This window comes from Pseudoclavibacter sp. RFBA6 (assembly GCF_002931575.1).
GTDB lineage: Bacteria > Actinomycetota > Actinomycetes > Actinomycetales > Microbacteriaceae > Pseudoclavibacter > Pseudoclavibacter terrae.
Map to the genome: position 1 here is coordinate 1 of NZ_PSUA01000009.1, position 20,283 is coordinate 20,283.

At 69.6% G+C, this 20,283-nt stretch carries 18 protein-coding genes; 7 read left to right on the forward strand and 11 right to left on the reverse strand.

Features of this window, described 5'->3' with window-relative positions:
- Window positions 1-289 precede the first annotated feature (289 nt).
- The 5 genes from C5C17_RS06110 to C5C17_RS06130 all read right to left on the reverse strand — a co-directional run bounded on the left by C5C17_RS06110 (window position 290) and on the right by C5C17_RS06130 (window position 7,989).
- The gene (locus C5C17_RS06110) at window positions 290-3,334 is read right to left on the reverse strand and encodes a glycoside hydrolase family 38 C-terminal domain-containing protein (RefSeq protein WP_104252506.1); all 3,045 of its coding nucleotides are present in this window, start codon (window positions 3,332-3,334) and stop codon (window positions 290-292) included.
- A gap of 43 nt (window positions 3,335-3,377) precedes the next feature.
- Window positions 3,378-4,184 carry a carbohydrate ABC transporter permease gene (locus tag C5C17_RS06115; RefSeq protein ID WP_258066019.1) on the reverse strand — a complete coding sequence of 269 codons (807 nt, stop codon included), beginning with the start codon at window positions 4,182-4,184 and terminating at the stop codon, window positions 3,378-3,380.
- Between the two features lie 113 nt (window positions 4,185-4,297).
- Window positions 4,298-5,242 carry a carbohydrate ABC transporter permease gene (locus tag C5C17_RS06120; protein ID WP_104252508.1) on the reverse strand — a complete coding sequence of 315 codons (945 nt, stop codon included), beginning with the start codon at window positions 5,240-5,242 and terminating at the stop codon, window positions 4,298-4,300.
- Window positions 5,242-6,603, reverse strand: coding sequence for an extracellular solute-binding protein (locus tag C5C17_RS06125; protein ID WP_104252509.1), 1,362 nt, complete (start codon window positions 6,601-6,603; stop codon window positions 5,242-5,244). The genes C5C17_RS06120 and C5C17_RS06125 overlap by 1 nt, the downstream gene beginning before the upstream one ends.
- Before the next feature lie 150 nt (window positions 6,604-6,753).
- On the reverse strand, window positions 6,754-7,989 hold the full coding sequence (locus tag C5C17_RS06130) for an ROK family transcriptional regulator (RefSeq protein WP_104252510.1): 1,236 nt from the start codon (window positions 7,987-7,989) through the stop codon (window positions 6,754-6,756).
- A gap of 202 nt (window positions 7,990-8,191) precedes the next feature.
- Between C5C17_RS06130 and C5C17_RS06135 the strand changes: the two genes are divergently transcribed.
- Together C5C17_RS06135 and C5C17_RS06140 are read left to right on the forward strand one after the other, a co-directional pair.
- Complete coding sequence (locus tag C5C17_RS06135) at window positions 8,192-8,854, forward strand: carbonic anhydrase (protein ID WP_104252511.1); 663 nt, start codon at window positions 8,192-8,194, stop codon at window positions 8,852-8,854.
- 61 nt (window positions 8,855-8,915) lie between these two features.
- Complete coding sequence (locus C5C17_RS06140; RefSeq protein WP_104252512.1) at window positions 8,916-9,524, forward strand: class I SAM-dependent methyltransferase; 609 nt, start codon at window positions 8,916-8,918, stop codon at window positions 9,522-9,524.
- A gap of 12 nt (window positions 9,525-9,536) precedes the next feature.
- Here C5C17_RS06140 and C5C17_RS06145 read toward each other — a convergent pair whose 3' ends face one another.
- The 4 genes from C5C17_RS06145 to C5C17_RS06160 all read right to left on the reverse strand — a co-directional run bounded on the left by C5C17_RS06145 (window position 9,537) and on the right by C5C17_RS06160 (window position 13,235).
- Window positions 9,537-10,532: a putative zinc-binding metallopeptidase gene (locus tag C5C17_RS06145; RefSeq protein ID WP_104252513.1), complete on the reverse strand. Its 996-nt coding sequence runs from the start codon at window positions 10,530-10,532 to the stop codon at window positions 9,537-9,539.
- A 140-nt stretch (window positions 10,533-10,672) separates the two neighbouring features.
- A complete protein-coding gene (locus C5C17_RS06150) occupies window positions 10,673-11,374 on the reverse strand; it encodes an RraA family protein (protein WP_104252514.1) in 702 nt (233 codons plus the stop codon).
- A complete protein-coding gene (locus tag C5C17_RS06155; RefSeq protein WP_104252515.1) occupies window positions 11,371-12,360 on the reverse strand; it encodes a hydroxyacid dehydrogenase in 990 nt (329 codons plus the stop codon). Before C5C17_RS06155 ends, C5C17_RS06150 begins: the two co-directional genes overlap by 4 nt.
- Before the next feature lie 74 nt (window positions 12,361-12,434).
- The gene (locus C5C17_RS06160; RefSeq protein WP_104252516.1) at window positions 12,435-13,235 is read right to left on the reverse strand and encodes an IclR family transcriptional regulator; all 801 of its coding nucleotides are present in this window, start codon (window positions 13,233-13,235) and stop codon (window positions 12,435-12,437) included.
- 104 nt (window positions 13,236-13,339) lie between these two features.
- Here C5C17_RS06160 and C5C17_RS06165 point away from each other — a divergent pair, with 104 nt between their 5' ends.
- From C5C17_RS06165 to C5C17_RS06185, 5 genes are read left to right on the forward strand one after another with little or no spacing between them, the layout of a single operon-like run.
- Window positions 13,340-14,326, forward strand: coding sequence for a tripartite tricarboxylate transporter substrate binding protein (locus C5C17_RS06165; RefSeq protein WP_258066010.1), 987 nt, complete (start codon window positions 13,340-13,342; stop codon window positions 14,324-14,326).
- Complete coding sequence (locus tag C5C17_RS06170; protein ID WP_104252518.1) at window positions 14,323-14,973, forward strand: tripartite tricarboxylate transporter TctB family protein; 651 nt, start codon at window positions 14,323-14,325, stop codon at window positions 14,971-14,973. The genes C5C17_RS06165 and C5C17_RS06170 overlap by 4 nt, the downstream gene beginning before the upstream one ends.
- Window positions 14,973-16,490: a tripartite tricarboxylate transporter permease gene (locus tag C5C17_RS06175; RefSeq protein ID WP_104252519.1), complete on the forward strand. Its 1,518-nt coding sequence runs from the start codon at window positions 14,973-14,975 to the stop codon at window positions 16,488-16,490. The genes C5C17_RS06170 and C5C17_RS06175 overlap by 1 nt, the downstream gene beginning before the upstream one ends.
- A complete protein-coding gene (locus tag C5C17_RS06180; protein ID WP_104252520.1) occupies window positions 16,487-17,701 on the forward strand; it encodes a CaiB/BaiF CoA-transferase family protein in 1,215 nt (404 codons plus the stop codon). The genes C5C17_RS06175 and C5C17_RS06180 overlap by 4 nt, the downstream gene beginning before the upstream one ends.
- Complete coding sequence (locus tag C5C17_RS06185) at window positions 17,698-18,552, forward strand: citryl-CoA lyase (RefSeq protein WP_104252521.1); 855 nt, start codon at window positions 17,698-17,700, stop codon at window positions 18,550-18,552. Before C5C17_RS06180 ends, C5C17_RS06185 begins: the two co-directional genes overlap by 4 nt.
- Here C5C17_RS06185 and C5C17_RS06190 read toward each other — a convergent pair.
- Together C5C17_RS06190 and C5C17_RS06195 are read right to left on the reverse strand one after the other, a co-directional pair.
- Complete coding sequence (locus tag C5C17_RS06190) at window positions 18,542-19,360, reverse strand: carbohydrate ABC transporter permease (RefSeq protein WP_104252522.1); 819 nt, start codon at window positions 19,358-19,360, stop codon at window positions 18,542-18,544. The two genes, C5C17_RS06185 and C5C17_RS06190, sit on opposite strands and share 11 nt — an antisense overlap.
- On the reverse strand, window positions 19,357-20,271 hold the full coding sequence (locus C5C17_RS06195; RefSeq protein ID WP_104252523.1) for a carbohydrate ABC transporter permease: 915 nt from the start codon (window positions 20,269-20,271) through the stop codon (window positions 19,357-19,359). The genes C5C17_RS06190 and C5C17_RS06195 overlap by 4 nt, the downstream gene beginning before the upstream one ends.
- Window positions 20,272-20,283 lie beyond the last annotated feature (12 nt).

The following is a 20,283-nucleotide window of genomic DNA, read 5'->3' on the forward strand; positions in this document are numbered from 1 at the left end:
GAGAGTGGGGGAGGTGTTGGGGGGGGGGGGTGGGGGGGGTGGGGAGGGGGGGGGGGGGGGGGGGGGGGGGGGGGGGGGGGGGGGGCTGCAGTGGGAGGGTCGCACGGCGCCGGCATGGCCCGCAGGGTTGTGGCTGAGTGCGCTCGTGGGGCGTCGCGAGCGCAGTTGCCCACAACGCTGCGCCCGGACGCAGCTGTGGCGAACCGGCACCCAGGAGCGGGAGGTGCGGTTCGCCACAGCGTCGGACCGGGCGGGCAGCGCAGTCTGCGCCGCCCGGTCTCCCCAGATGTCAGCGCAGCGCTGACACCCCACGGAAGCGCAGCGTGACCAGCTGGAACGGGCGCACCGACAGCGCCAGCGCGCCCTCGGCATCCACGATCGCCGTCTGGTCGACGTCACGCTCGAGCAGGTCGGTCTCAGCGACCGACTCGAACGCGAACCCGGGCGTCACCGTCGCCCGAGCCTTCGCACCGCGAGCCTCATAGAAGCGGACCACCACGTCGCCGCTCCTGTCCTCCGCCAGCTTCACAGCCTCCACGACAACCGCGGGGTCGTCGACCGTGAGCAGCGGCTCGATCGGCGCCGAACCCGTCACCGGGCGCGGGCCGACATTGAGCCGGTAGCCCTCCGCTGCCGCATCCAGCACGTCCGCACCCACGCGCACCGAGGTGCGCAGCACGTGTCGGCCCTGGTCGGCGTGCGGGTCCGGGAACGTCGGCGCCCGCAACAGGGATTCCCGCACGAGGGTCGTCGTACCCCCGCCGTCGCGGGTCGTGCGCGTCACGTCGTGCCCGTAGGTCGAGTCGTTCGCGACGGCGACGCCGTACCCGGTCTCGCCGACATGCACCCAACGGTGCGCGCTCGTCTCGAACCGAGCCACATCCCACGAGGTGTTGCGGTGGATCGGCCGGTTCACGTGCCCGAACTGGATCTCCGACGACGACCGCTCCGCGTGCACGTCGAGCGGGAACGCCAGCTTCAGCAGCTTCTGCCGCTCGTGCCAGTCGACGTCCGTCGTCAGGTCGAGCGTCGGGCGCCCCGCGCTCAGCGACAGCTCCTGCACGAACGTGCTCGCACCGTCCGAACGCGACACCTTCACGACGACCCGGTCGGCGCTCTCCGAGACGACCTCGACCGACTCGACCGACCGGATCGGCCGGCCGTGGCGCTGGTAGTGCACGTCGATGTCCCACGCATCCCACTGTGCGGGGGTGTCGCGGTAGACCCACAGCTCGGCGGCGCGCTCGGCGGCAGGGACCAGCTCGCGGTCGGCGGCGACGTCGAAGAGCGACGAGACGAGTCCGTCGGCGTCGATCGTGACTCGCACGAGCGAGTTGTCGAGCACCAGATCGTCGCCGGACCGCGTGAGGGTGACGGGAGCGGGGGCGGCAGTCGAGCCCGCACCGGATGCGCCACCACCGAGCGCGGGCACGCCGTCCACTGCGTAGGGTCCGGCGTTCGCGAGCAGCGCCGTCTCGCCCTCTCCCGTCAGCGAGCCGAGCGCCGACGCGATGAGCGTCTCGAGCTCACCCGCGACCCGTTCGTAGTGCTCCTCCGCGACCTGATGGACCCAGGCGATGGACGACCCGGGCAGGATGTCGTGGAACTGCTGCAGCAGCACCGTCTGCCAGGCCGAGTCGAGCTCGGCGTACGGGTACTCGGCGCCCGTGCGGATCGCGGCGGCGCTCGCCCACAGCTCCGCCTCGCGGAGCAGGTGCTCGCTGCGCCGGTTGCCGCGCTTCGTGCGCGCCTGCGACGTGTAGGTGCCGCGGTGGAACTCGAGGTAGATCTCGCCCGACCAGACGGGCGGCTGCGCGAGCTCGGCCTCGGCCTGTTCGAAGAACGCCTGCGGGCTGGTCATCTCCACGGTCGGGGAGCCCTCGAGGTCACGGGTCCGCTCGGCCGCCGCGACCATCTCGCGCGTCGGGCCGCCGCCACCGTTGCCGTATCCGAACGGCACGAGCGACGAGTTGGCCTCGCCCTTCTCCTTGTAGTCGCGCTGGGCCTTGTGCAGCTCCTCCTGCGAGAGCACGGAGTTGTAGGTGGCGACGGGTGGGAAGTGCGTGAACACCTGCGAGCCGTCGATGCCCTCCCAGTTGAAGGTGTGGTGGGGCATGACGTTCGTCTCGTTCCACGACGGCTTCTGCGTGAGGAAGTACTTCGACCCCGCGGCCTTGACGATCTGGGGGAGCGCCGCCGAGTAGCCGAAGGAGTCTGGCAGCCACACCTCTGGCGGTTCGATGCCGAACTCGCGGATGAAGAAGCCCTTGCCCGCGACGAACTGGCGGGCCATGGCCTCGCCTCCTGGGAGGTTCGTGTCCGACTCCACCCACATGCCGCCGACGGGCACGAAGCGTCCTTCGAGGACCCGCACCTTGATGCGCTCGAACAGGTCCGGGTAGTGCTCCTTCATCCACGCGAACTGCTGCGCCGACGAGCAGGCGAACAGGAAGTCGTCGTTCTCGTCCATGAGCGACAGCACGTTCGAGAAGGTGCGGGCGCACTTGCGGATCGTCTCGCGCACGGGCCACAGCCAGGCCGAGTCGATGTGCGCGTGCCCGACGGCGACCAGGTGGTGGGCGCTCGCGTAGGCGGGGGAGGCGAGCAGCGGCGCGAGCACCTCGCGCCCGGCCTCCGCCGTGCCGGAGATGTCGTCCGGGTCGAGCGTGTCGATGAGGCGCTCGAGTCCGCGCAGGATCTCCGCGCGACGCGGCTGCTCCTCGCCCAGCTCGCGCCACAGGCCGTCGAGCGTCCACACGTCCTGCGCGAGCTCCCACACGGGTACGTCGCGCAGGCCGATGTCGAGGACCCGGGTGCGGTAGATCGGGGCATCACCGGACGTGGCGAGGTCGCCCATGGGGGTCGGCGCGTAGACCGACTCGCCCTGCACATCCGGGTTGGAGGCGGCCTCTATATAGAGGTCGATGCTGTCGCCTGGCCCGATCTCCAGCGGCACCGCGGTGTTGCGGGGCTCGATGGCCTTGAGGATGTGCCCCTCGGGGGTCCAGACGAGGCCCTCGGCCTGGAAGCCGGGGTGGCCGCTCACGAAGCCGAGGTCGACGAGCACCTCGACGCGAGCATCCGTCATCTCCCAGTCGGCGGGAACCGTGCCGGTGATGTGGAACCACGTGGTTCCCCACGGGCGGCTCCACTCGTCGCCGACCCGGAAGGGCGCGAACTGCTGGGTGACGGCCTCGGCGAACGGAACGGGCTCGCCCGGCACGTCCCACGAGGTGACCGTGAGCTGCTGGCGCTCGCGGTAGATGGCGGGGGTGAGTCGTTCGGACACGAACCGGCGGATGCGGAGGTCGACGAACTGCGTGGGGTCAGGCATGAAGCGCCTTTCTGCGTTGAAGGAGACGTTGGGGGGTCGAGGGTCAGCCCTTGACGGCGCCGGCGAGCGCGAACGAGCCGCCGCCGAGGCGGGACACGAGCACGTACAGCGCCAGGACCGGCACGGAGTAGAGGAGGGAGAAGGCGGCCAGCTGCCCGTATGCGACTGCGCCGTACTGGCCGAAGAACGAGAAGATGCTCACCGCGGCGGGCAGCTTGTCTGGGCTCAGCAGCAGGATGAAGGGGATGAAGAAGTTCCCCCACGTCTGGATGAAGACGAAGATGAACACGACGGCGATGCCCGGCCGCATGAGCGGCACGACGATGAGTCGCAGCGTCGCCATGGCGGAGGCGCCGTCCGTCCAGGCCGCCTCCTCGAGGGAGACGGGCACCGAGTCCATGAAGTTCTTCATCATCCAGATCGCCATGGGCAGCGAGGTCGCGGCGAGGAAGAGGATGGTGCCGAACATGTTGTCGATGAGGTTGAACGCCACGAACAGTGCGTAGACGGGCACCATCATCGCCGTGATCGGGAGGCAGGTCCCGAACAGCACCCCGTACAGGAACGGCTTGTTGATGCGCGACTTGTACCTGGAGAGCGGATACGCGGCGAGGATCGCCGCGAGCACCGTCACGATCGCGCATCCGCCGGAGAGCACGAGGCTGTTCCAGAGCGGGATCAGCGAGATCTCCGGGGTGAGGACTGCCGTGAAGTTGGCGAGCGACGGGGCCTCCGGCCACTTCACCGACAGGGTCGCGGTGGAGTCGAACGACGCGAGGACGAGCCAGACGAGGGGGAGGAGGAAGACGAGGCCGATGACGCTGAGCACGATGTTGGCGAACCAGCGCATCGCGCGCCCCCTCGGGGCGGCCGCGCTCGTCTCGACGTGGTGGCTGCCGGTCGCGATGGACCTGGTGGTGGGCGCGGGGTCAGCCGCGGCCACGGATGCGTGGGTTGTCATGGTCAGTCCACCTCCGGTTTGAGGGCCCTGATGTAGGCGACCGAGAAGAGCGCGCCGACGAGCAGGAGCATGGTGGCGATCGCGGTGCCGAAGCCGAGCTGGCCGAAGCGGAACGCCTCCTGGTAGGCGAGCAGCGGCAGCGTGGTGCTGTCGGTGCCTGGCCCGCCGTTGGTCATCACGAAGATGAGCGCGAAGACGGAGAGCGTCTGCAGGGTCGTGAGCATGAGGTTCGTCGAGATGCTGCGGCGGATCATGGGCAGCGTGATGAGGGCGAAGCGCTGCCACCCCTTCGCGCCGTCGACCTCGGCCGCCTCGGTGATCTCCGGTGGCACGTCGTTGAGTGCCGCGCGGTAGACGAGCATCGAGAAGGCGGTGCCGCGCCACGTGTTGGCGAGGATCACGCTCAGCAGCGGCAGCGTGTAGAGCCAGTTCGGGCCGGTGATGCCGATGGCCGCGAGCATCGTGTTGAGCGTACCCGCGTCGCTGAAGAACGCGTAGGCGGCGAAGGCGGCCACGATCTCCGGCAGCACCCAGGCGGTCACGACGATCGTGCTGACCGTGCTGCGGACGACCTTGTTCGACGACTGCATGAGCACTGCGAGGCCGAGCCCGAGCACGTTCTGCCCGAGGATCGCGGAGGCGACGAGGAAGATGAGGGTGATGAGCACCGACTTCGGGAAGTCGGGGCTCGCGAAGAGATCGGTGTAGTTCTGGAAGCCCACGAACTCTGCGCTCGAGGCGCCGACACCGCTCAGTGACGAGTTGGTGAAGGAGCCGTAGAACGACGAGATGACGGGGCCGAGCAGGAAGACGGCGAGGAGGCCGACGGCGGGGAGCAGCGGCACGCCGCGCGTGAGGCGTGTCACCGCCTTGCGTCGCTTCGGTGCGGGCCTCCCAGCCTCGGGGGCGCGGGGCGCCCCCGAGGTCGGTGTGAGGGTGGCGGTCATCAGCTCGACGCCGACGTCGTGTTCTCTTCGCCGACGATGCCGATGACGGCCTTGTCGTAGGCGGCGGCGGCCTCCTCAGGAGTCTGCTGGCCGGTCATGACGGCTTCCATGGCCACCGTGATCGCCGCTGAGACCTGCGAGTAGTCGGAGTTCGCCGGGCGGAAGTTCGTGTCTGGCACGAGGTCCGCGAAGAACCCGAAGGTCGGGTTGGCGTCCGTGTACTCTGGCGCCTCGGCGACGTCGGTGCGCACCGGCACCTGGCTGGCCGCGACGTCGTAGCTCAGCGCGTTCTCCTGGTTGAGGGCGAGGCTGATGAAGTCCCACGCCGCATCCGGGTTCTTCGTGCCAGCACCCATGGCGAGCGTCCATCCGCCCGACATGCTCGTGACGCCCGGGTCCTGCCCGTCCTGCGTCGGCATCGGCGTGACCTGCATGACGTCCGACCACTCCGGCCACGGCTTGGAGCCCGACTCGAGCCAGGTGCCGCTCACCCACGAGCCGTCGAGGCTCATCGCGAGCTGGCCGTTCGGGATCCAGTCGGTGTTGATGTTCGTGCCGACGTTCTTGTCGAGCGCCTCCTGCGGGGTCGGCCCGAGGCCGCCCTGGTAGATGTCGCCGACGAACGTGAGGGAGTCGATGAAGCCCTGCGAGCCCGTCACCCACTTCTGCTCGTCGGTGTTGAACAGCTCGTCCTCGGTGCCGGTGAGCAGCATCTGGAATCCCTGCATCGAGGCGCCTTCTGACATGGCCTTGCCGGAGTAGATGTTGAAGGGGCGGATGCTGGGGTCGTGGGCCTTCACGGCCTCGGCCGCGGCGATGATGTCGTCCCACGTCTTCGGCTCCCACGGCACCTGCACGCCTGCGGCCTTCAGGATGTCCTGGTTGTACCAGAGGGCGCGGGTGTCGGTGCCCATCGGGATGCCGTAGACCTTGCCGTCGTCGCCGAGCCCAGCCTGGCGGGCGTTCTCGGGGAACTGCTCCCAGTCGGCCCAGTCTGCGACGTAGTCGTCGAGGGGAGCGAGGTAGCCGGCCTCGACGTCGGTCTTGACCATGAACGTGTCCTCGTACATGACGTCCGGAGCCGTCGCGGGGGAGCGGTTCATGAGGGCGAGCTTCGCGAAGTAGTCGGCTTCCTGCGCCTCGATCGGGATGAGCTCGACGGTCATGCCTTCGTTGGCCGCCTCGTATTCGGCCTTGACCTTCTGCATGTGGTCGTCCATCTGCGTGAACTGCCCGAACTTCTGGTAGGCGACCTTGAGGGTGTTCGAGTCGCCTCCGCCCGAGTCACCTCCAGCGCAGGCAGAGAGTGCAAGCACAGCGGCGGCGGCGACTGCCACGGCCCCGAGTGTGCGATTTTTCATGGTGCTCCTTTGCTCCACGACCGTTCTCCGTGTGGTCCGACTTCGGTGTCGGGCCTTCGGCCTGCCATAAGTAAACCGATTGGATTAACTCGTGTCAAGACATTCTTGCAAGCCCCCGAACATGCGCCGGAGGGGACGAGGCGGAGCCGGTCAGCGCGAGATCAGCAGCGCGGAGGTGTGCGGCGCGAGGCTCTGATCGAGCACGAGGCAACCTGCCCCGATGGCGGCGACGTCCTCGCCGATGCCGGAGTTCTCGATGTGGATCGGGTGCTTGGGGATGAGGGCCGGGTCGGTGTTCACGAGGTGGCGGATGGCGCCGAGGAGGGCAGGCTCGATGCGTCGCCAGAACGGGCCGCCGAAGACGATGGTGTCGACGTCGAGGAGGTTCACGATGGAGACGATGGCTCGCGAGATCTGCGTCGCGACCCCCATGACGATCTCTCGCGAGACGCTGTCGTGCCGCATGGCGAGCACCGTGAACTCCGTGAACAGGCGGTCGACGTCGTCGAAGTCGGCGCGATCCACGGGGGAGTCGGCGGCGATCAGGCCAGCGGCGAGCGCCCGCTGCACGATGCGGTGCGGGACGACCAGGTCGCCCACGCAGCCGCGCCTCCCGCACGAGCAGACGGGGCCATCCGCCTGCACCATGATGTGGCCCATGTCGCCGGCGTTGTCGCTCGCGCCGCGCAGCACCTCGTGGTTGATGACGAGCCCGATGCCGATGCCCGTGCCGTAGTAGAAGAACGCGAAGTTGTCTCGCCGCGGGCCCGAGTCGACCCAGAGCTCGGCGATCGCGGCCGCAGTGACGTCCTTCTCGAGGACAACCGGGAAGCCGGTCGCCTGGCTGAGCGCATCCCGAAGCGGGACGACGTCCCAGCCGTCGAGCATCGGCGGGTCGAGGACGTTGCCGCGGGAGGCGTCGAGGGGGCCGGGGGCGGCGATGCCGACGCCGAGCACCTGCTCGCGGGGGATCGACTGGCGTTCGAGGATCGCCGAGATCTCGTGCGCCATGTCGGCGATGACGCCAGCGGGGTCCGGTGCCGTCGGCGTGCGTGCGCGATGATCTGCCACGACCGAGCCGGCGAGGTCGAGGAGGGCGTAGGTGATCACGGTCGGGTCGAGGTGCACGCCCACGGTGTACCGGCTCGACGCGTTGAGACGCAGCAGCGTGCGCGGCTTCCCCGGCCCCGTGATGAGGCGTTCGCCTTCGCGCACGAGGCCACCGTCGATGAGGCGGCGCGTGATGTTCGAGGCGGTCTGCGCGGAGAGGCCGCTGGCCTGCGCGACCTCGACCCGGCTCAAGCCGTCCGGCGCGCGGCGGATGAGGTCGAGGATGACGGCCTGGTTGAACTCGCCGACCGCACCCAGATTGTGTCCACGGCGCACGCGCCACCTCCCATCGACCCTGATCTTGGGAACTGACGTTCTCACACTTTCCGGAGCATCGTTGACGGCTGGCAATTCAGCAGGACGATCTTGCGCCCCGCGGGTGAGTACGCTTGGACGGCGCCACGCCCCAGACGTGGCTCGCGCATCCGGCACCGGATGCACCCCCGGCAGTCACAGGTTTCAGCACGAAGGAGCAACGATGACGGCAGCAAGAGTCACCCCCCAGCAGGCGTGGGATGACCTCGTCCAGGGCAACGAGCGCTTCATCAAGGGCGACCTGCTGCACCCGCAGCAGAGCGCGGCCCGACGGACCGAGATCTCGGGAAGCCAGGCGCCGAACGCCGCGTTCCTCGGCTGCTCCGACTCGCGTGTCGCCGCCGAGATCCTCTTCGACTGCGGCCTCGGCGACCTCTTCGTCGCCCGCAACATGGGGCAGATCGCCAACGAGAACACGACGGCCACCATGGAGTTCGCGGTCGCCGAGCTCGGCGTGGCCGTCATCGTGGTGCTCGCCCACGGCTCCTGCGGTGCCGTCAAGGCGGCCATCAACCAGACCACTGCGCACCCGCGCGACGTGACGCCCGCCATCAAGGACGAGCTCGCTCGCATCCAGCCCTCCGTGCAGGAGGAGTGGTTCACGAGCGACCAGTCGACCCCGTACGTCGACGAGGCCCAGATCGACGCGGATGCCGTCGGCCGCCGCCACCTGTACTCGACGATCAACGCTCTCGTGCGCAGCTCGCGCGTCATCAGCGATGCTGTCGCGAGCGGCGCGCTCAGCATCGTGGGCTGCCAGTACGAGCTGTCCGACGGCCGCGTCGCGCCCGTGACCGCGATCGGCCAGCTCACCATCACCCGGTAGGGCTCGTCGCCATGGACGGCGCCTCACGAGTCGCCTCCCGCGGTCGCGCCGGAGCGATGGAATGATGGCACGGCAGACGTTCGAGGCGTACGGGCGCCGGGCGCGGGAGTACGCGGACCTGCTCGGCAGCATCTCGGCGACGGAGGCGGAAGATCGAGCGCTCGTCGAGCGCTGGGCGAGCGCGATCGACGGCCCAGTGCTCGACGTCGGCTGCGGGCCAGGACACTGGACGGCGTGGCTGCGTGAGCTCGGCGTCGACATCGAGGGCATCGACCCCGTTCAGGAGTTCGTCGACATCGCGGCGCACCGGCACCCCGACTGCGGGTATCGCCAGGGGACGGCGGAGGCGCTCGGGGTCCCGTCGGCGAGCCTCGGCGGCGCGCTCGTCTGGTACTCGCTCATCCACACGGAGCCGTCCGGCCTGCCGGCCGCCTTCGCGGAACTGGCGAGGTGCATCCGCCCGGGTGGCGGGCTGCTGGTCGGCTTCTTCGAGGGGTCAGCCGTTGAGCCGTTCGGGCACAAGGTCGCGACGGCCTTCACGTGGCCCATCGCCGACCTCGCGCGGCTGCTCGACGACGCCGGGTTCATCGTCGAGCACGCGCACGCCCGAACGGATGCGGGAGCCCGGCCGCACGGCGCGATCGTCGCGACGCGCGCAGCCGAGGCCTGAGGGTGACGCCGGTCAGGCGGGGATGCTCGAGGGCTCGCGCAGCGAGTGGATGAACGCGAGCTTCTCGATGACCGTGTCCGGCAGCACGAACGGGTAGAGGTCGCGCTGCCCGAGCGAGCGGTTGACGACGTTCATGGCCGTCGCGAACGGCATCCAGCTGTCGAGGACCACGTCGCGGGCGGACGCGCCCGGTTCCGGCGCGGGCAGCAGCTCGAAGGCCACGGCCGTCTCGAGCGTGTCCTGGATGTGCAGGTAGTGGGCCCACGTCTCGGCGAAGTCCTCGTAGGGGTGCATCGTCGCGTAGCTGCTCAGGTAGTCGCGCTGCCACCCCTCGGGAGGGCCTTGGTCGTAGTGCCGGTCGATCTCGGCCTGGTAGTCGGCGCGCTCGTCGCCGAACAGCTCCCGTGCCTCGTCGATCCGGTCGGTCTGCTCGACCAGCTGCCACTCGTAGTAGTGCCCGCTCTCGTGGCGGAAGTGCCCGAGCATCGTGCGGTACGGCTCGGCGAGGCGCTGCCGCACCTGCTCGCGGTAGCTGTCGTCGCCCTCCGCGAGGTCGATCGTGATGACACCGTTGGCGTGGCCGATCGTGACGCTCTCCGACACGCTCGAGAGCAGGTCGAAGACGGGTGCCTGGCCGACGGTCGCGGGCTCCCCGCTCTCCTCGGGGCGGGTCGCGAACCCGAGGCGCGTGAGGTCGCGGACGAGGTGGCGCTTCGATTCCTCGGCGATGGGGAAGAGGCGCAGCCCCTTCGCGTCGGCGTCGCTCGGCCGGGTGCGGGTGAGCTGGCAGCTCTCGCACAGCCCGCCAGGCTGCGCCGTCAGCCACGTGCATCCGGCGAGCTCGGAGTTGCCGCACCGCCGCAGGCCCGCGTCAGCCGCCGCGTCGCCACCTTCGACGAGCACGTCGTCGAGGCTGAGCACGTAGCCCAGCTTCGACGAGCAGCGCTCGCAGGACACCGAGTCGAAGAAGACCTCGTTCTCGCACACATCGCAGTGGAACCGTCGCACGGGGAAGCCTCTCTTGGGCCGCGGCTCGGGGGTGCCGCGACGACCGACGGATCACTGTACGCGGGGCTGGGTGCCAGGTCCCGGCCCTTGACAAGGCGACGCTCGGGCGGCGCGATCGCGGCACGCGGCGGGGTGCGGTTTCAGACAGGGAGGCCCTTCTGGCGCAGGAGCGCGTTGAAGCGCTCGGGATCGGCAGTGCCCTCCTCGTTGTGCTTCCGGATGCGTGCTTCGCGGTCGAGGTGCCTGCGTGCGTCCTGCAGGAGCGACTCGGCTCGCTGCGCAGGAACGGCGAGGACGCCGTCGAGGTCCCCGAGCACCAGGTCGCCCGGGTTCACGACGAGGCCCGCGATGGACACGGGCACGTTGATCTGGCCCGGCCCGTCCTTCGTGGGCCCGCGGTGCGTGTGGCCGCGGGCGTAGGCGGGCATGCCGCCCTCCCGCCACTCGGCGACGTCGCGGAGGGCCCCGTCGATGACGAAGCCACCGAGCCGCTTGGCGATGGCGCTCGTGCGGATGAGCCCCCCGATGACCGCCTGGCTGAGGTCGCCGCCGCCTTCGATCACGATGACGTCGCCCGCGTGTGCATCCATCATGGCCTTGTGCACCATGAGGTTGTCGCCAGGCCGGATCTTCACGGTGACGGCCTGCCCCGAGAGCGGCGCGTCGCCATGGTAGGCGTGGAGACCGAGCGCGCCGACCGAGCGCCCGAGGCAGTCGCCGGCGACGGCGACGGGGATCTCACGGAACGCGTCGATCAGCGATGCCGGCAGGTCGGGCGCCCGCTGGCCGATGAAGTAGCCGGCCGGCCAGGCCGGTGCCACGGTGGGGTCCTGCTCGGTCATGCGTTGCTCCGTTCGGTCGAGAGAGTGGCGGGGTTCACGCAGGACCGCGCGTCCGGGGGAGTTCCCTCAAGGAAGCCGAGGATGTTCCGGGCGGCGGCCAGTGCCATGGCCTCCAGTGCCGCCGGGGTCGAGCCGCCGACGTGAGGGGTGACGACCACGTTCGGGCAGTCCAGCAGCGGGTTGCCCGGCTCCATCGGCTCCGACCAGGTGGTGTCGAGGCCCGCAGCGAAGAGCTGGCCGCTGCGAAGCGCCTCGACGAGCGCGGGCTCGTCGATGACCTCCCCGCGGGCCGTGTTCAGCACGATGGCATCCGCCGGCAGCAGGGCGAGCTGCCGGGCGCCGATGAGGCCGCGCGTCCGTTCGCTGAGCGGCACGTGGATGCTCAGCACATCGGCCTGCGTCAGCAGCTCTTCGAGGCTGCCGACCATGGTCAGCTCGGGGGTTGGGGAGTCCAGGCCGAACCCCGGGTCGAAGGCCAGCACGCGCATCCCCGTCGCCGCCGCGGTGCGCGCGACCCGCTGCCCGATCTGGCCGGTGCCGACGAGGCAGAGCGTCCCGCCAGCCAGCTGCCGCCCGTCCTGGGCTCTGCTCCAGCGTCCCGCTCGGATCTCCGCGTCCATCCAGGACACTCGGCGTGCGGCGTTGAACATGAGTGCGATCGTGAGCTCGGCGACCGATTGGGCGTTGGCCCCCGGCGTGGTGAACACCGGTATTCCGCGGGCGGTCGCCGCGTCGACGTCGATGTTGCCGACGCCGACGCCGTGCTTCGAGATGACCCGGAGCGTCGGACTGGCCTCGATGGCGGCGGCAGACAGCTCGACGGTGCGGGAGATGACCCCGTCGACCGCTTCACTGGCCATGATCTCCTCGACCTCGGTGCGCCCGCCGCGTTCAGGCAGGTAGATGATCCTGCTTCCGGCGTCCTCCAGGGTTCGAACCCCGGCATGACCGAGTCGTGGGGCCGTCACGAACACCGTTGCGCTCATCGCACCGTCTCCTTCGTCGGTTCAAGGTCCTGCTTGGCTTGCGGGCGCGGGCGGTCTCGGACCGCACCGCGAGGTCATTCGAGGGCTGGCGGCAACCCGGTGCGTGGCACATCGCGCACGCAGGCGCGGAGCGCGTCGACGAACTCGGGGATGCGAGCGTCGACGAATCTGGCCGTGGGTCCGCCGAGCACCACGACGACGGGCTGCAGGTGCGGCCGGTCCGGGTTCTCGGGCACGAGCATCGCCAGCCCGCTGTTGCCGGACTCCCGCTCCCCGTGGCTGAGGCCCCAGCCCTGCTCGCGGATCTTGTCCACACGTCGGCGCAGCGCGGCGGTGTCGATGTCGATGCCCTCGTCGGCACGGAGCTGCGCGAGCACCGCGTCGAGGGCGTCGGGTCGTTCTCCACTGAGGAGGGTCGTGGACGCGGCGCCGAGCCAGATGGGCAGCTCGTCGCCGACCTGGACGACGTGGCGGATCGTGTGTCGTCCGGGCGCCTGTGCGATGGCGACGCGCTTGAGGTCGCGCCGGACGTAGAGGCTCACGGTCTCACCGGTCTGCTCGGCAAGCTCCCGGAGTCGCTCGAGTGTGGCTGCCGGGGCGGACCAGGCTGCCTTCGCGAAGGCTCCCCAGCGGATCATGCGGGGGCCGACGCTGACGCGGCCGTCGGGCAGCAGCTGCAGCATCCGCTCGCCCACGAGGGTGTCGACGAGGCGGAGCACGGTCGTGCGCGGGAGCTCGCAGCGGCGAACGATGTCGGCGACGGCGAGTGACTGGCCCTCGTTCTCGAAGCAGTCGAGCACGTCGAGGGCCCGGCTCACGGCGCGGATGCCGCCCGGCTCTGACCGCTGGGCGGGTGCGTCGTCGGCGCTTGTCATGGGGTCTCCGGCTTCGGATCGTTTGCTTGCCCGGTCACACTAGCGTACCATCTGGTGGACAGATGTGTCCGCTGTATGGACAAGTCAATCACAAGGGAGTGATCGTGACAGCAAGACGGAAGCTCATGAGCGGACTCGGCATCGCCGCGACCGCCGTGCTCGTCGGGATCGCGGCGTTCGACGCCAGCGACTCGACGACCGGGACCGACCCGAGTACGAAGCTCACGTTCATGGCGCCGGCGGCGCCGGGCGGTGGATGGGACGGTGTGGCACGGGAGGCGCAGCAGGCGCTGCGCGCAGACGGGATCGTCAACAACGTCCAGGTCGTCAACGTGCCCGGCGCCGGAGGCACCATCGGACTGTCGCAGTTCGTTGGCCTCGGGGCCGACCCGACCAACCTCATGATGACGGGGACGGTCATGATGGGCGCGATCAACGTCAACGACTCCGCCGTCGACCTCTCCGACACGACACCGATCGTGCGGCTCGCCGAGGACTACGAGGTGTTCATCGTGCCCGCGGACTCGCCATACGAGACCCTGGATGACTTCATCGCCGACTGGAAGACTGACCCGCACGCGCTCGCCGTGGGCGGTGGCGGCGTTGGCGGCACCGACCATCTCCTCGCCGGCCTCGTCGCGGAGGATGTCGGCATCGACCCGGCCGAGCTCAACTACGTCTCATACGCGGGCGGCGGCGAGGTGCTCACCGCGCTGCTCTCGAACACCGTCGCCGTCGGGGTCAGCGGCTACAACGAGTTCAGCGACCAGATCGAGGCGGGCAACCTCCGCGCGCTCGCCGTGTCTGCGGAGGAGCCCGTCGACGGCATCGACATCCCCTCCCTCATGGACCAGGGCGTCGACGTCCACCTTCCCAACTGGCGAGGCATCGTCGCCCCTCCCGGCATCACGGACGCAGAACGCGACCAGCTCGTCTCGATCTTCGAGGAGATGGTCGCCACTCCCGAATGGCAGGACACGCTCGAACGCAACAACTGGGAGCCGGCAGTGCTCACGGGCGACGAATTCGCCGCCTTCATCGAAGAAGACCAGGCGAGAGTCGACCAGATCATCGAGGAGCTCGGACTATGACCGGCGTCATCCCCACCTCAGCGTGGACCCAGCACGACACCACCGCGAGCCCTGGCTGGTGGTGCCGCCGCACCGGACTCGTCGTGCCCGGAATCCTCACCCTCGTGGGGATCGGCCTCGTCATCGGCACCGTCACGATGGCCGTGCCGAGCAACGTCTCGCAGCCGGGCCCGCAGGTGTTCCCGGCGATCATCTCGGTCGCGATCTTCATCGTTGCTGCCTTCCTGGCCATCGACGTCATCCGCAATCCGGAACCGGAGCGAGTGGCAGAGCCGGACCTGGCCGAGCTCCGAGGCGAGAAGAGGGGCGTCGACCAAGAGGTCGAGGAGCTCTCCGACTTCGACCGCGACGAGCTCGCGATCGTGCAGGACAAGGAGCTCGCGGCCGAGCACATCAGACCGCGCACCAACATCCGCTCCCTGCTTGGCGCCCTCGGCACGACGATCGTCTTCATCGCCGCGCTCACCCCGCTCGGCTGGCTGCTCTCCGGCGCCTTCCTCTTCTGGGGCATCTCCAGGGCCCTCGGCAGCCGCCGACCCGTGTTCGACATCTTCCTCGCGCTCGCGATGTCCTCCATCGTGCAGATCGCGTTCTCGATCGGGCTCGGCCTCAACCTTCCCCCCGGAATCTTCGTAGGAGTCCTCTGATGGATACGCTCGCCAACCTCGGGGAAGGGTTCCTCACGGTCCTGACCCCCATCAACATGCTCTGGGTGCTCATCGGCGCCGTGCTCGGCACGGCCGTCGGGGTCCTCCCCGGGCTCGGCTCAGCGATGGCCGTCGCCCTCCTCCTCCCCGTCACGTTCTCGCTCGACCCCATCGGCGCCTTCATCATGTTCGCGGGCGTGCTCTTCGGTGGGCTCTTCGGCGATTCGATCGCCGGCATCCTCATGAACACGCCAGGCAACAGCACGGCGATCGCCGGATCGATCGAAGGCCATGCCATGGCCAAGAACGGACGAGCGGCTCAGGCCCTCGCCACCTCGGCCATCGGCGCCTTCATCGGCGGCATCCTCGCGTCGATCCTCGTCGTCTTCTTCGCGCCTCGACTCGCGGAACTCGCGACGCTGTTCGGCCCAGCCGAGTACCTGGCGCTCGCCATCTTCGCGTTCATCGCGATCTCGGCGGTCGTGACGCAGTCCATCATCCGCGGTCTCGCGGCGCTCGTCCTCGGCCTTGCCATCTCCGTCGTCGGCATCGACTCGATCTCGGGCACATCGCGCTTCACGGCTGGCATCCCCGAGCTCTTCGACGGCATCGACATCGTCGTCATCACGGTCGGCCTGCTCGCGCTCGGCGAGGTCTTCGCCGTCGCGGGACGTCGCGGCTACTCCGACGACACCGGTCTCATCCAGTCGAAGGGGCGCCTCTGGCTGTCGCTGCGCGAGCTGCGTCAGGCGCTGCCGGCCTGGCTCCGCGGAACCGCCATCGGCATCCCCTTCGGCATCATCCCCGTCGGCGGCGCCGAGGTGCCGACGTTCCTCTCCTACGGCGCCGAGCGTCGGCTCGACAAGCGTCGCAAGAAGCCGATGTTCGGCTTCGGCGCCATCCAGGGTGTCGCGGGCCCGGAAGCAGCTGGAAACGCCACAGCGGGAACCGCCATGGGCGCGCTGCTCGCGCTCGGCCTGCCCACCTCGGCCACAGCGGCGATCCTCCTCGCGGCGTTCCGGCAGTACGGTCTCCAGCCGGGGCCGCTGCTCTTCGAGCGCTCCAGTGAACTCGTCTGGGCGCTGCTCGCGAGCTTCTTCATCGGCATGGTCGTGCTCCTCATCCTCAACCTCCCCTTCGCGCCGCTCTGGGCGAAGCTGCTGAAGATCCCACGCCACTACCTGTACGCGAGCATCACGCTCTTCGCGATGCTCGGCGTCTACGCCACGAGCGGCAAGATCCTCGACCTCGTGCTCGTCGTCGTCATCGGGCTCATCGGATTCACGATGCGGCGCTACGGGCTGCCCGTCGCCCCGATGCTCATCGCGATCATCCTCGGGCCGCTCGCCGAGACCGAGTTCCGGCGGGCGATGGCCGTCAGCGAAGGCGACCCCGGCGTGCTCATCGACAGCCCCATCACCATCACCCTCTACTCCGTCCTCGCACTCACCGTGGCGTTCGTCATCGTGCGGGTCATCCGCACGAAGCTCGCTGCGAGAAAGGAAGTCACGGTATGACCGAGACCCCATCAGGCCCACTCGCGGGAGTCCGCGTGCTCGACATGACCAACGTGCTGGCAGGGCCGTACGCCTGCTACCAGCTCGCCCTCATGGGGGCGGAGGTCATCAAGGTCGAAGTGCCGGACGGGGGAGACCTCGCCCGCAGGCTCGGCGCCGACTCCGAGCTCAACGGCAGCCTGATGGGAGTCTCCTTCCTGGCGCAGAACGCCCAGAAGCGCTCGATCACGCTCGACCTGAAGTCGGACGGAGGTCGGGAGGTCATGCGGCGCCTGGTCGCCGAGGCGGACGTGCTCTGCGAGAACTTCCGGCCAGGCGTGCTCGAGCGGCTCGGCTTCGGCTGGGATGCGCTGCGGGCCATCAACAGCAGGCTCGTCTACTGCGCCATCTCCGGCTTCGGCCAGACGGGACCGCTGCGCTCGAAGCCCGCCTACGACCAGATCATCCAGGGCGGGTCCGGGATGATGAGCGTCACCGGCACCCCGGAGACCTCCCCGCTCCGGGCCGGCTACCCGATCGCCGACACGCTCGGCGGGCTCGCGGCCGCGTTCGCGATCTCGTCCGCACTGCACGGACGCGAGCGCACCGGGGTGGGCTCGAGCATCGACGTGTCGATGCTCGAGACCGCCGTCACCGCAATGGGGTGGGTCGTGTCGAACCACCTCGTCGCCGACCAGGTGCCACGCGCCCTCGGCAACGACAACGGCACGGCCGCACCGTCCGGGACCTTCCAGACGGCGACCGGGGCGCTCAACATCGCAGCGAACAAGCAGGAGCAGTTCGTCGCGCTCGTCGCGGCGATCGGCCGACCCGAGCTGGCCGACGACCCGCGCTTCCGCGACCGGGAGGATCGCAAGCGCTTCCGGGCGGAGCTCACGCGCGAGATCGAGCAGGCGCTGAGCGCGCACGACACGGCGCACTGGGAGGACCTGCTCTCGGAGCGGGGCGTGCCGGCGGCTGCCGTCCTCACCGTTCCGGAGATGCTCGCGAGCCCCCAGATCATCGACCGGGAGCTCGTGCACGACCTGCCCTTCCCCGGGCGCGACGGCGAGACCCTGCGGGTGCTCGGCAACGGCATCCGCCTCGATGACCGACCGAGCGCCCCCACCGTTCCGCCGCCGGGGCTCGGCGAGCACACCGACGAGATCCTGCACGAGCTCGGCTACGACGACGGGCAGATCCGAGCACTTCACGGGGAGCGAGCCGTATGAGCAGCACCACCGGCCACCAGCCCACCGTCGACGACGCGACCGCATGGTGGAGCACCAGCGTCACCCGCATCGCCCCGGGGGAGATCGAGCTCCGCGGCTACCCGATCGAGGAGGTCATCGGCAACGTCGGGTTCGTGAGCACGATCTGGCTCCTCACGACCGGGGCGCTCCCGACGCGGGCCGTGTCCGAGCTCCTCGAGGCGACGCTCGTCGCGAGCGTCGACCACGGCCCCCAGGCGCCGTCGATCGCCAGCGCGCGCATGGCCGCGACCTGCGGCGTGGGCCTCAACTCGGCCGTCGCCAACGGGGTGAACGTGCTCGGCGACACGCACGGCGGCGCCGGCCAGCAGTGCGTGCAGCTGCTCAACGACCTCGTCGAGCGGCACGAGGCCGAAGGTGTCGCGTTGGAGCAGCTCGCCCGCGAGGCGATCGCCGACCACAAGAGCCGGGGAATGTTCGTGCCGGGCTTCGGGCACCGGTTCCACCCCCGCGACCCGCGCCGCGACCCGCTGCTGCGGCTCGTCGAGGAGGCCGCCGCGAGGGGCGACATCGCGGGTCGCTACCTCGCCGCCGGCCTGGCGCTCGAACGCGCGCTCGAGCGGGGCGAGCGGCGCATACCGATGAACATCGACGGCATCTCCGCCATCGTGTACGCCGAGCTCGGCGTCCAGCCGGAGCTCGCGAGGGGCCTCTTCGTGCTCTCGCGCTCCGTGGGGATCCTCGCCCACGCCTGGGAGGAGAAGCAGGCGGGCCAGCGCATCAAGGGCCCGCTGCCGCCGCCCCTGCTCGCCGACTACACGGGCGAGGCGACGCGCGCCGTGCCCGGCGCGCACCGGCCAGCTACTCCCTGACCGCCCCCTCGAGCATCCCCTGGATGAAGTGGCGCTGCAGGAAGATGTAGAGCACGACGACGGGCAGGGCGACCATGATGGCGCCCGCCGCGAGCAGCGCCGTGCCCTGCGTGTACTGGCCCTGGAAGAAGGCGAGGCCGAGAGGCGCCGTGCGCACGCTGCCGTCTGGCGACATCACGAGGGGGATGAGGAACTCGTTCCAGGTCCACATGAACGTCAGCAGCACCAGCGTGAGGATCGCGGGCCGGCCGATCGGCACGAGCACCTGCCACAGGATGCGCATGGACCCGGCTCCGTCGAGCTTGGCCGCGTCGATGAGGGCCTGGCTCGAGGAGCGGAAGTAGGTGCGCATCCAGAACGTGCCGAACGCGATCGACATGGCGATCTGCGGGAACGCGACCCCCCACACCGTGTTCGTCAGTCCGACGGTGCGCAGGTCGAAGTAGAGGGGCACGATGAACGCCTCCGTCGGCACCATGATGCCGAGGAGGAACAGGTAGAAGATCGGCGTCGCGCCGCGGAACTTCATGGTGCCGAGCGCGTAGCCGGCGAGGATGGACGCGAGCACGGCGACGACCACCACGATCGCCGCGACGACCACCGAGGTGAGCATGTACTGCCCGAAGCGGGCGACCTCCCAGGCCGTGGGGAAGTTCTCCCAGTGGAGGATGCGCCCCTCCTGGGCGACGGTCGCGTTCTCCGGACCGAACGCGAGCGTCACGATGACGCTGATCGGTCCGAGGATGACGAGCCCGAAGACGCCGAGGATCAGGTAGTTGGCGACCTTCTCGAAGATGGAGACGTTCATGCGCGGTCCCCGATCCGGTTCACGACGAAGTTGATGGCGAAGACGATGAGCGTGAGCACGGCGCCGACGGCTGTGGCGGCCCCGACCTCGCCGAGCTCGAACGCCCGCCGGTACACCTCGAAGCTCGGCACGGTCGTCGATGTGCCGGGCCCGCCGCTCGTGGTGACGTAGATGAGATCGAAGGTCTTGAGCGCGGCGACGATCGTGAGGGTCAGTGCGACCGTGATCTCCCCGCGCACCGACGGCAGCGTGATGGAGAAGAACTCGCGCACGGGACCAGCGCCGTCCAGCCTCGCGGCCTCGTACAGCTCCTTCGGCACGCGGCTCATGCCGGCCATGAGGAGCACGGTCACGAGGCCGAGCGACACCCACGAGCCGATGAGCCCCACTGCTGGCAGGGTGAAGGTGTAGTCGCCGAGCCACGCCCGCGTCCAGCTCTCGAGCCCCACGAGGCGCAGCAGCCCGTTGAGCGGCCCGTCGGGCGCGTAGATCTGCCGCCACGTGACGGCGACGACAACCATCGCGATGACCTGCGGCAGGAAGATGAGGGTGCGGAAGAAGCCGAGGCCCCGCACCTTCGCGCGCGTCAGGATGGCCGCGAGCATGAGCCCGACCGCGAGGGGCAGGATCGCGTAGAAGAAGATGAGCACGAACGCGTGCCCGAACGCCTCACGCAGCCGCTCGTCCTGCACGATCTGCACGTAGTTGTCGAAGCCGACGAAAGTGGATGCGCCCAGCCCGTCCCACTCGAAGAACGAGAACTGCACGGCCCGACCGAGTGGGAACAGCAGGAACGTGCCGTAGAGGAGGAACGCGGGCGCGAGGTACGCGAACGGCACCCAGGCGGGGGTGCCACGGCTGGCACCCCTGGCTGGGCGGCGCTTGCGCGCCGTGGGGTTCTCGACCGTCATCCGCGGAGACGC

Excerpts from the sequence above, each read along its gene's own strand:
- C5C17_RS06160 (WP_104252516.1), bottom strand. The coding sequence starts at position 13,235 with ATGACAAGCGCCGACGACGCACCCGCCCAGCGGTCAGAGCCGGGCGGC.
- C5C17_RS06190 (WP_104252522.1), bottom strand. The coding sequence starts at position 19,360 with ATGAACGTCTCCATCTTCGAGAAGGTCGCCAACTACCTGATCCTCGGC.
- C5C17_RS06175 (WP_104252519.1), top strand. The coding sequence starts at position 14,973 with ATGGATACGCTCGCCAACCTCGGGGAAGGGTTCCTCACGGTCCTGACC.
- C5C17_RS06125 (WP_104252509.1), bottom strand. The coding sequence starts at position 6,603 with ATGAAAAATCGCACACTCGGGGCCGTGGCAGTCGCCGCCGCCGCTGTG.
- C5C17_RS06170 (WP_104252518.1), top strand. The coding sequence starts at position 14,323 with ATGACCGGCGTCATCCCCACCTCAGCGTGGACCCAGCACGACACCACC.
- C5C17_RS06150 (WP_104252514.1), bottom strand. The coding sequence starts at position 11,374 with ATGACCGAGCAGGACCCCACCGTGGCACCGGCCTGGCCGGCCGGCTAC.
- C5C17_RS06135 (WP_104252511.1), top strand. The coding sequence starts at position 8,192 with ATGACGGCAGCAAGAGTCACCCCCCAGCAGGCGTGGGATGACCTCGTC.
- C5C17_RS06180 (WP_104252520.1), top strand. The coding sequence starts at position 16,487 with ATGACCGAGACCCCATCAGGCCCACTCGCGGGAGTCCGCGTGCTCGAC.
- C5C17_RS06185 (WP_104252521.1), top strand. The coding sequence starts at position 17,698 with ATGAGCAGCACCACCGGCCACCAGCCCACCGTCGACGACGCGACCGCA.
- C5C17_RS06120 (WP_104252508.1), bottom strand. The coding sequence starts at position 5,242 with ATGACCGCCACCCTCACACCGACCTCGGGGGCGCCCCGCGCCCCCGAG.
- C5C17_RS06115 (WP_258066019.1), bottom strand. The coding sequence starts at position 4,184 with ATGCGCTGGTTCGCCAACATCGTGCTCAGCGTCATCGGCCTCGTCTTC.
- C5C17_RS06195 (WP_104252523.1), bottom strand. The coding sequence starts at position 20,271 with ATGACGGTCGAGAACCCCACGGCGCGCAAGCGCCGCCCAGCCAGGGGT.
- C5C17_RS06140 (WP_104252512.1), top strand. The coding sequence starts at position 8,916 with ATGATGGCACGGCAGACGTTCGAGGCGTACGGGCGCCGGGCGCGGGAG.
- C5C17_RS06110 (WP_104252506.1), bottom strand. The coding sequence starts at position 3,334 with ATGCCTGACCCCACGCAGTTCGTCGACCTCCGCATCCGCCGGTTCGTG.
- C5C17_RS06155 (WP_104252515.1), bottom strand. The coding sequence starts at position 12,360 with ATGAGCGCAACGGTGTTCGTGACGGCCCCACGACTCGGTCATGCCGGG.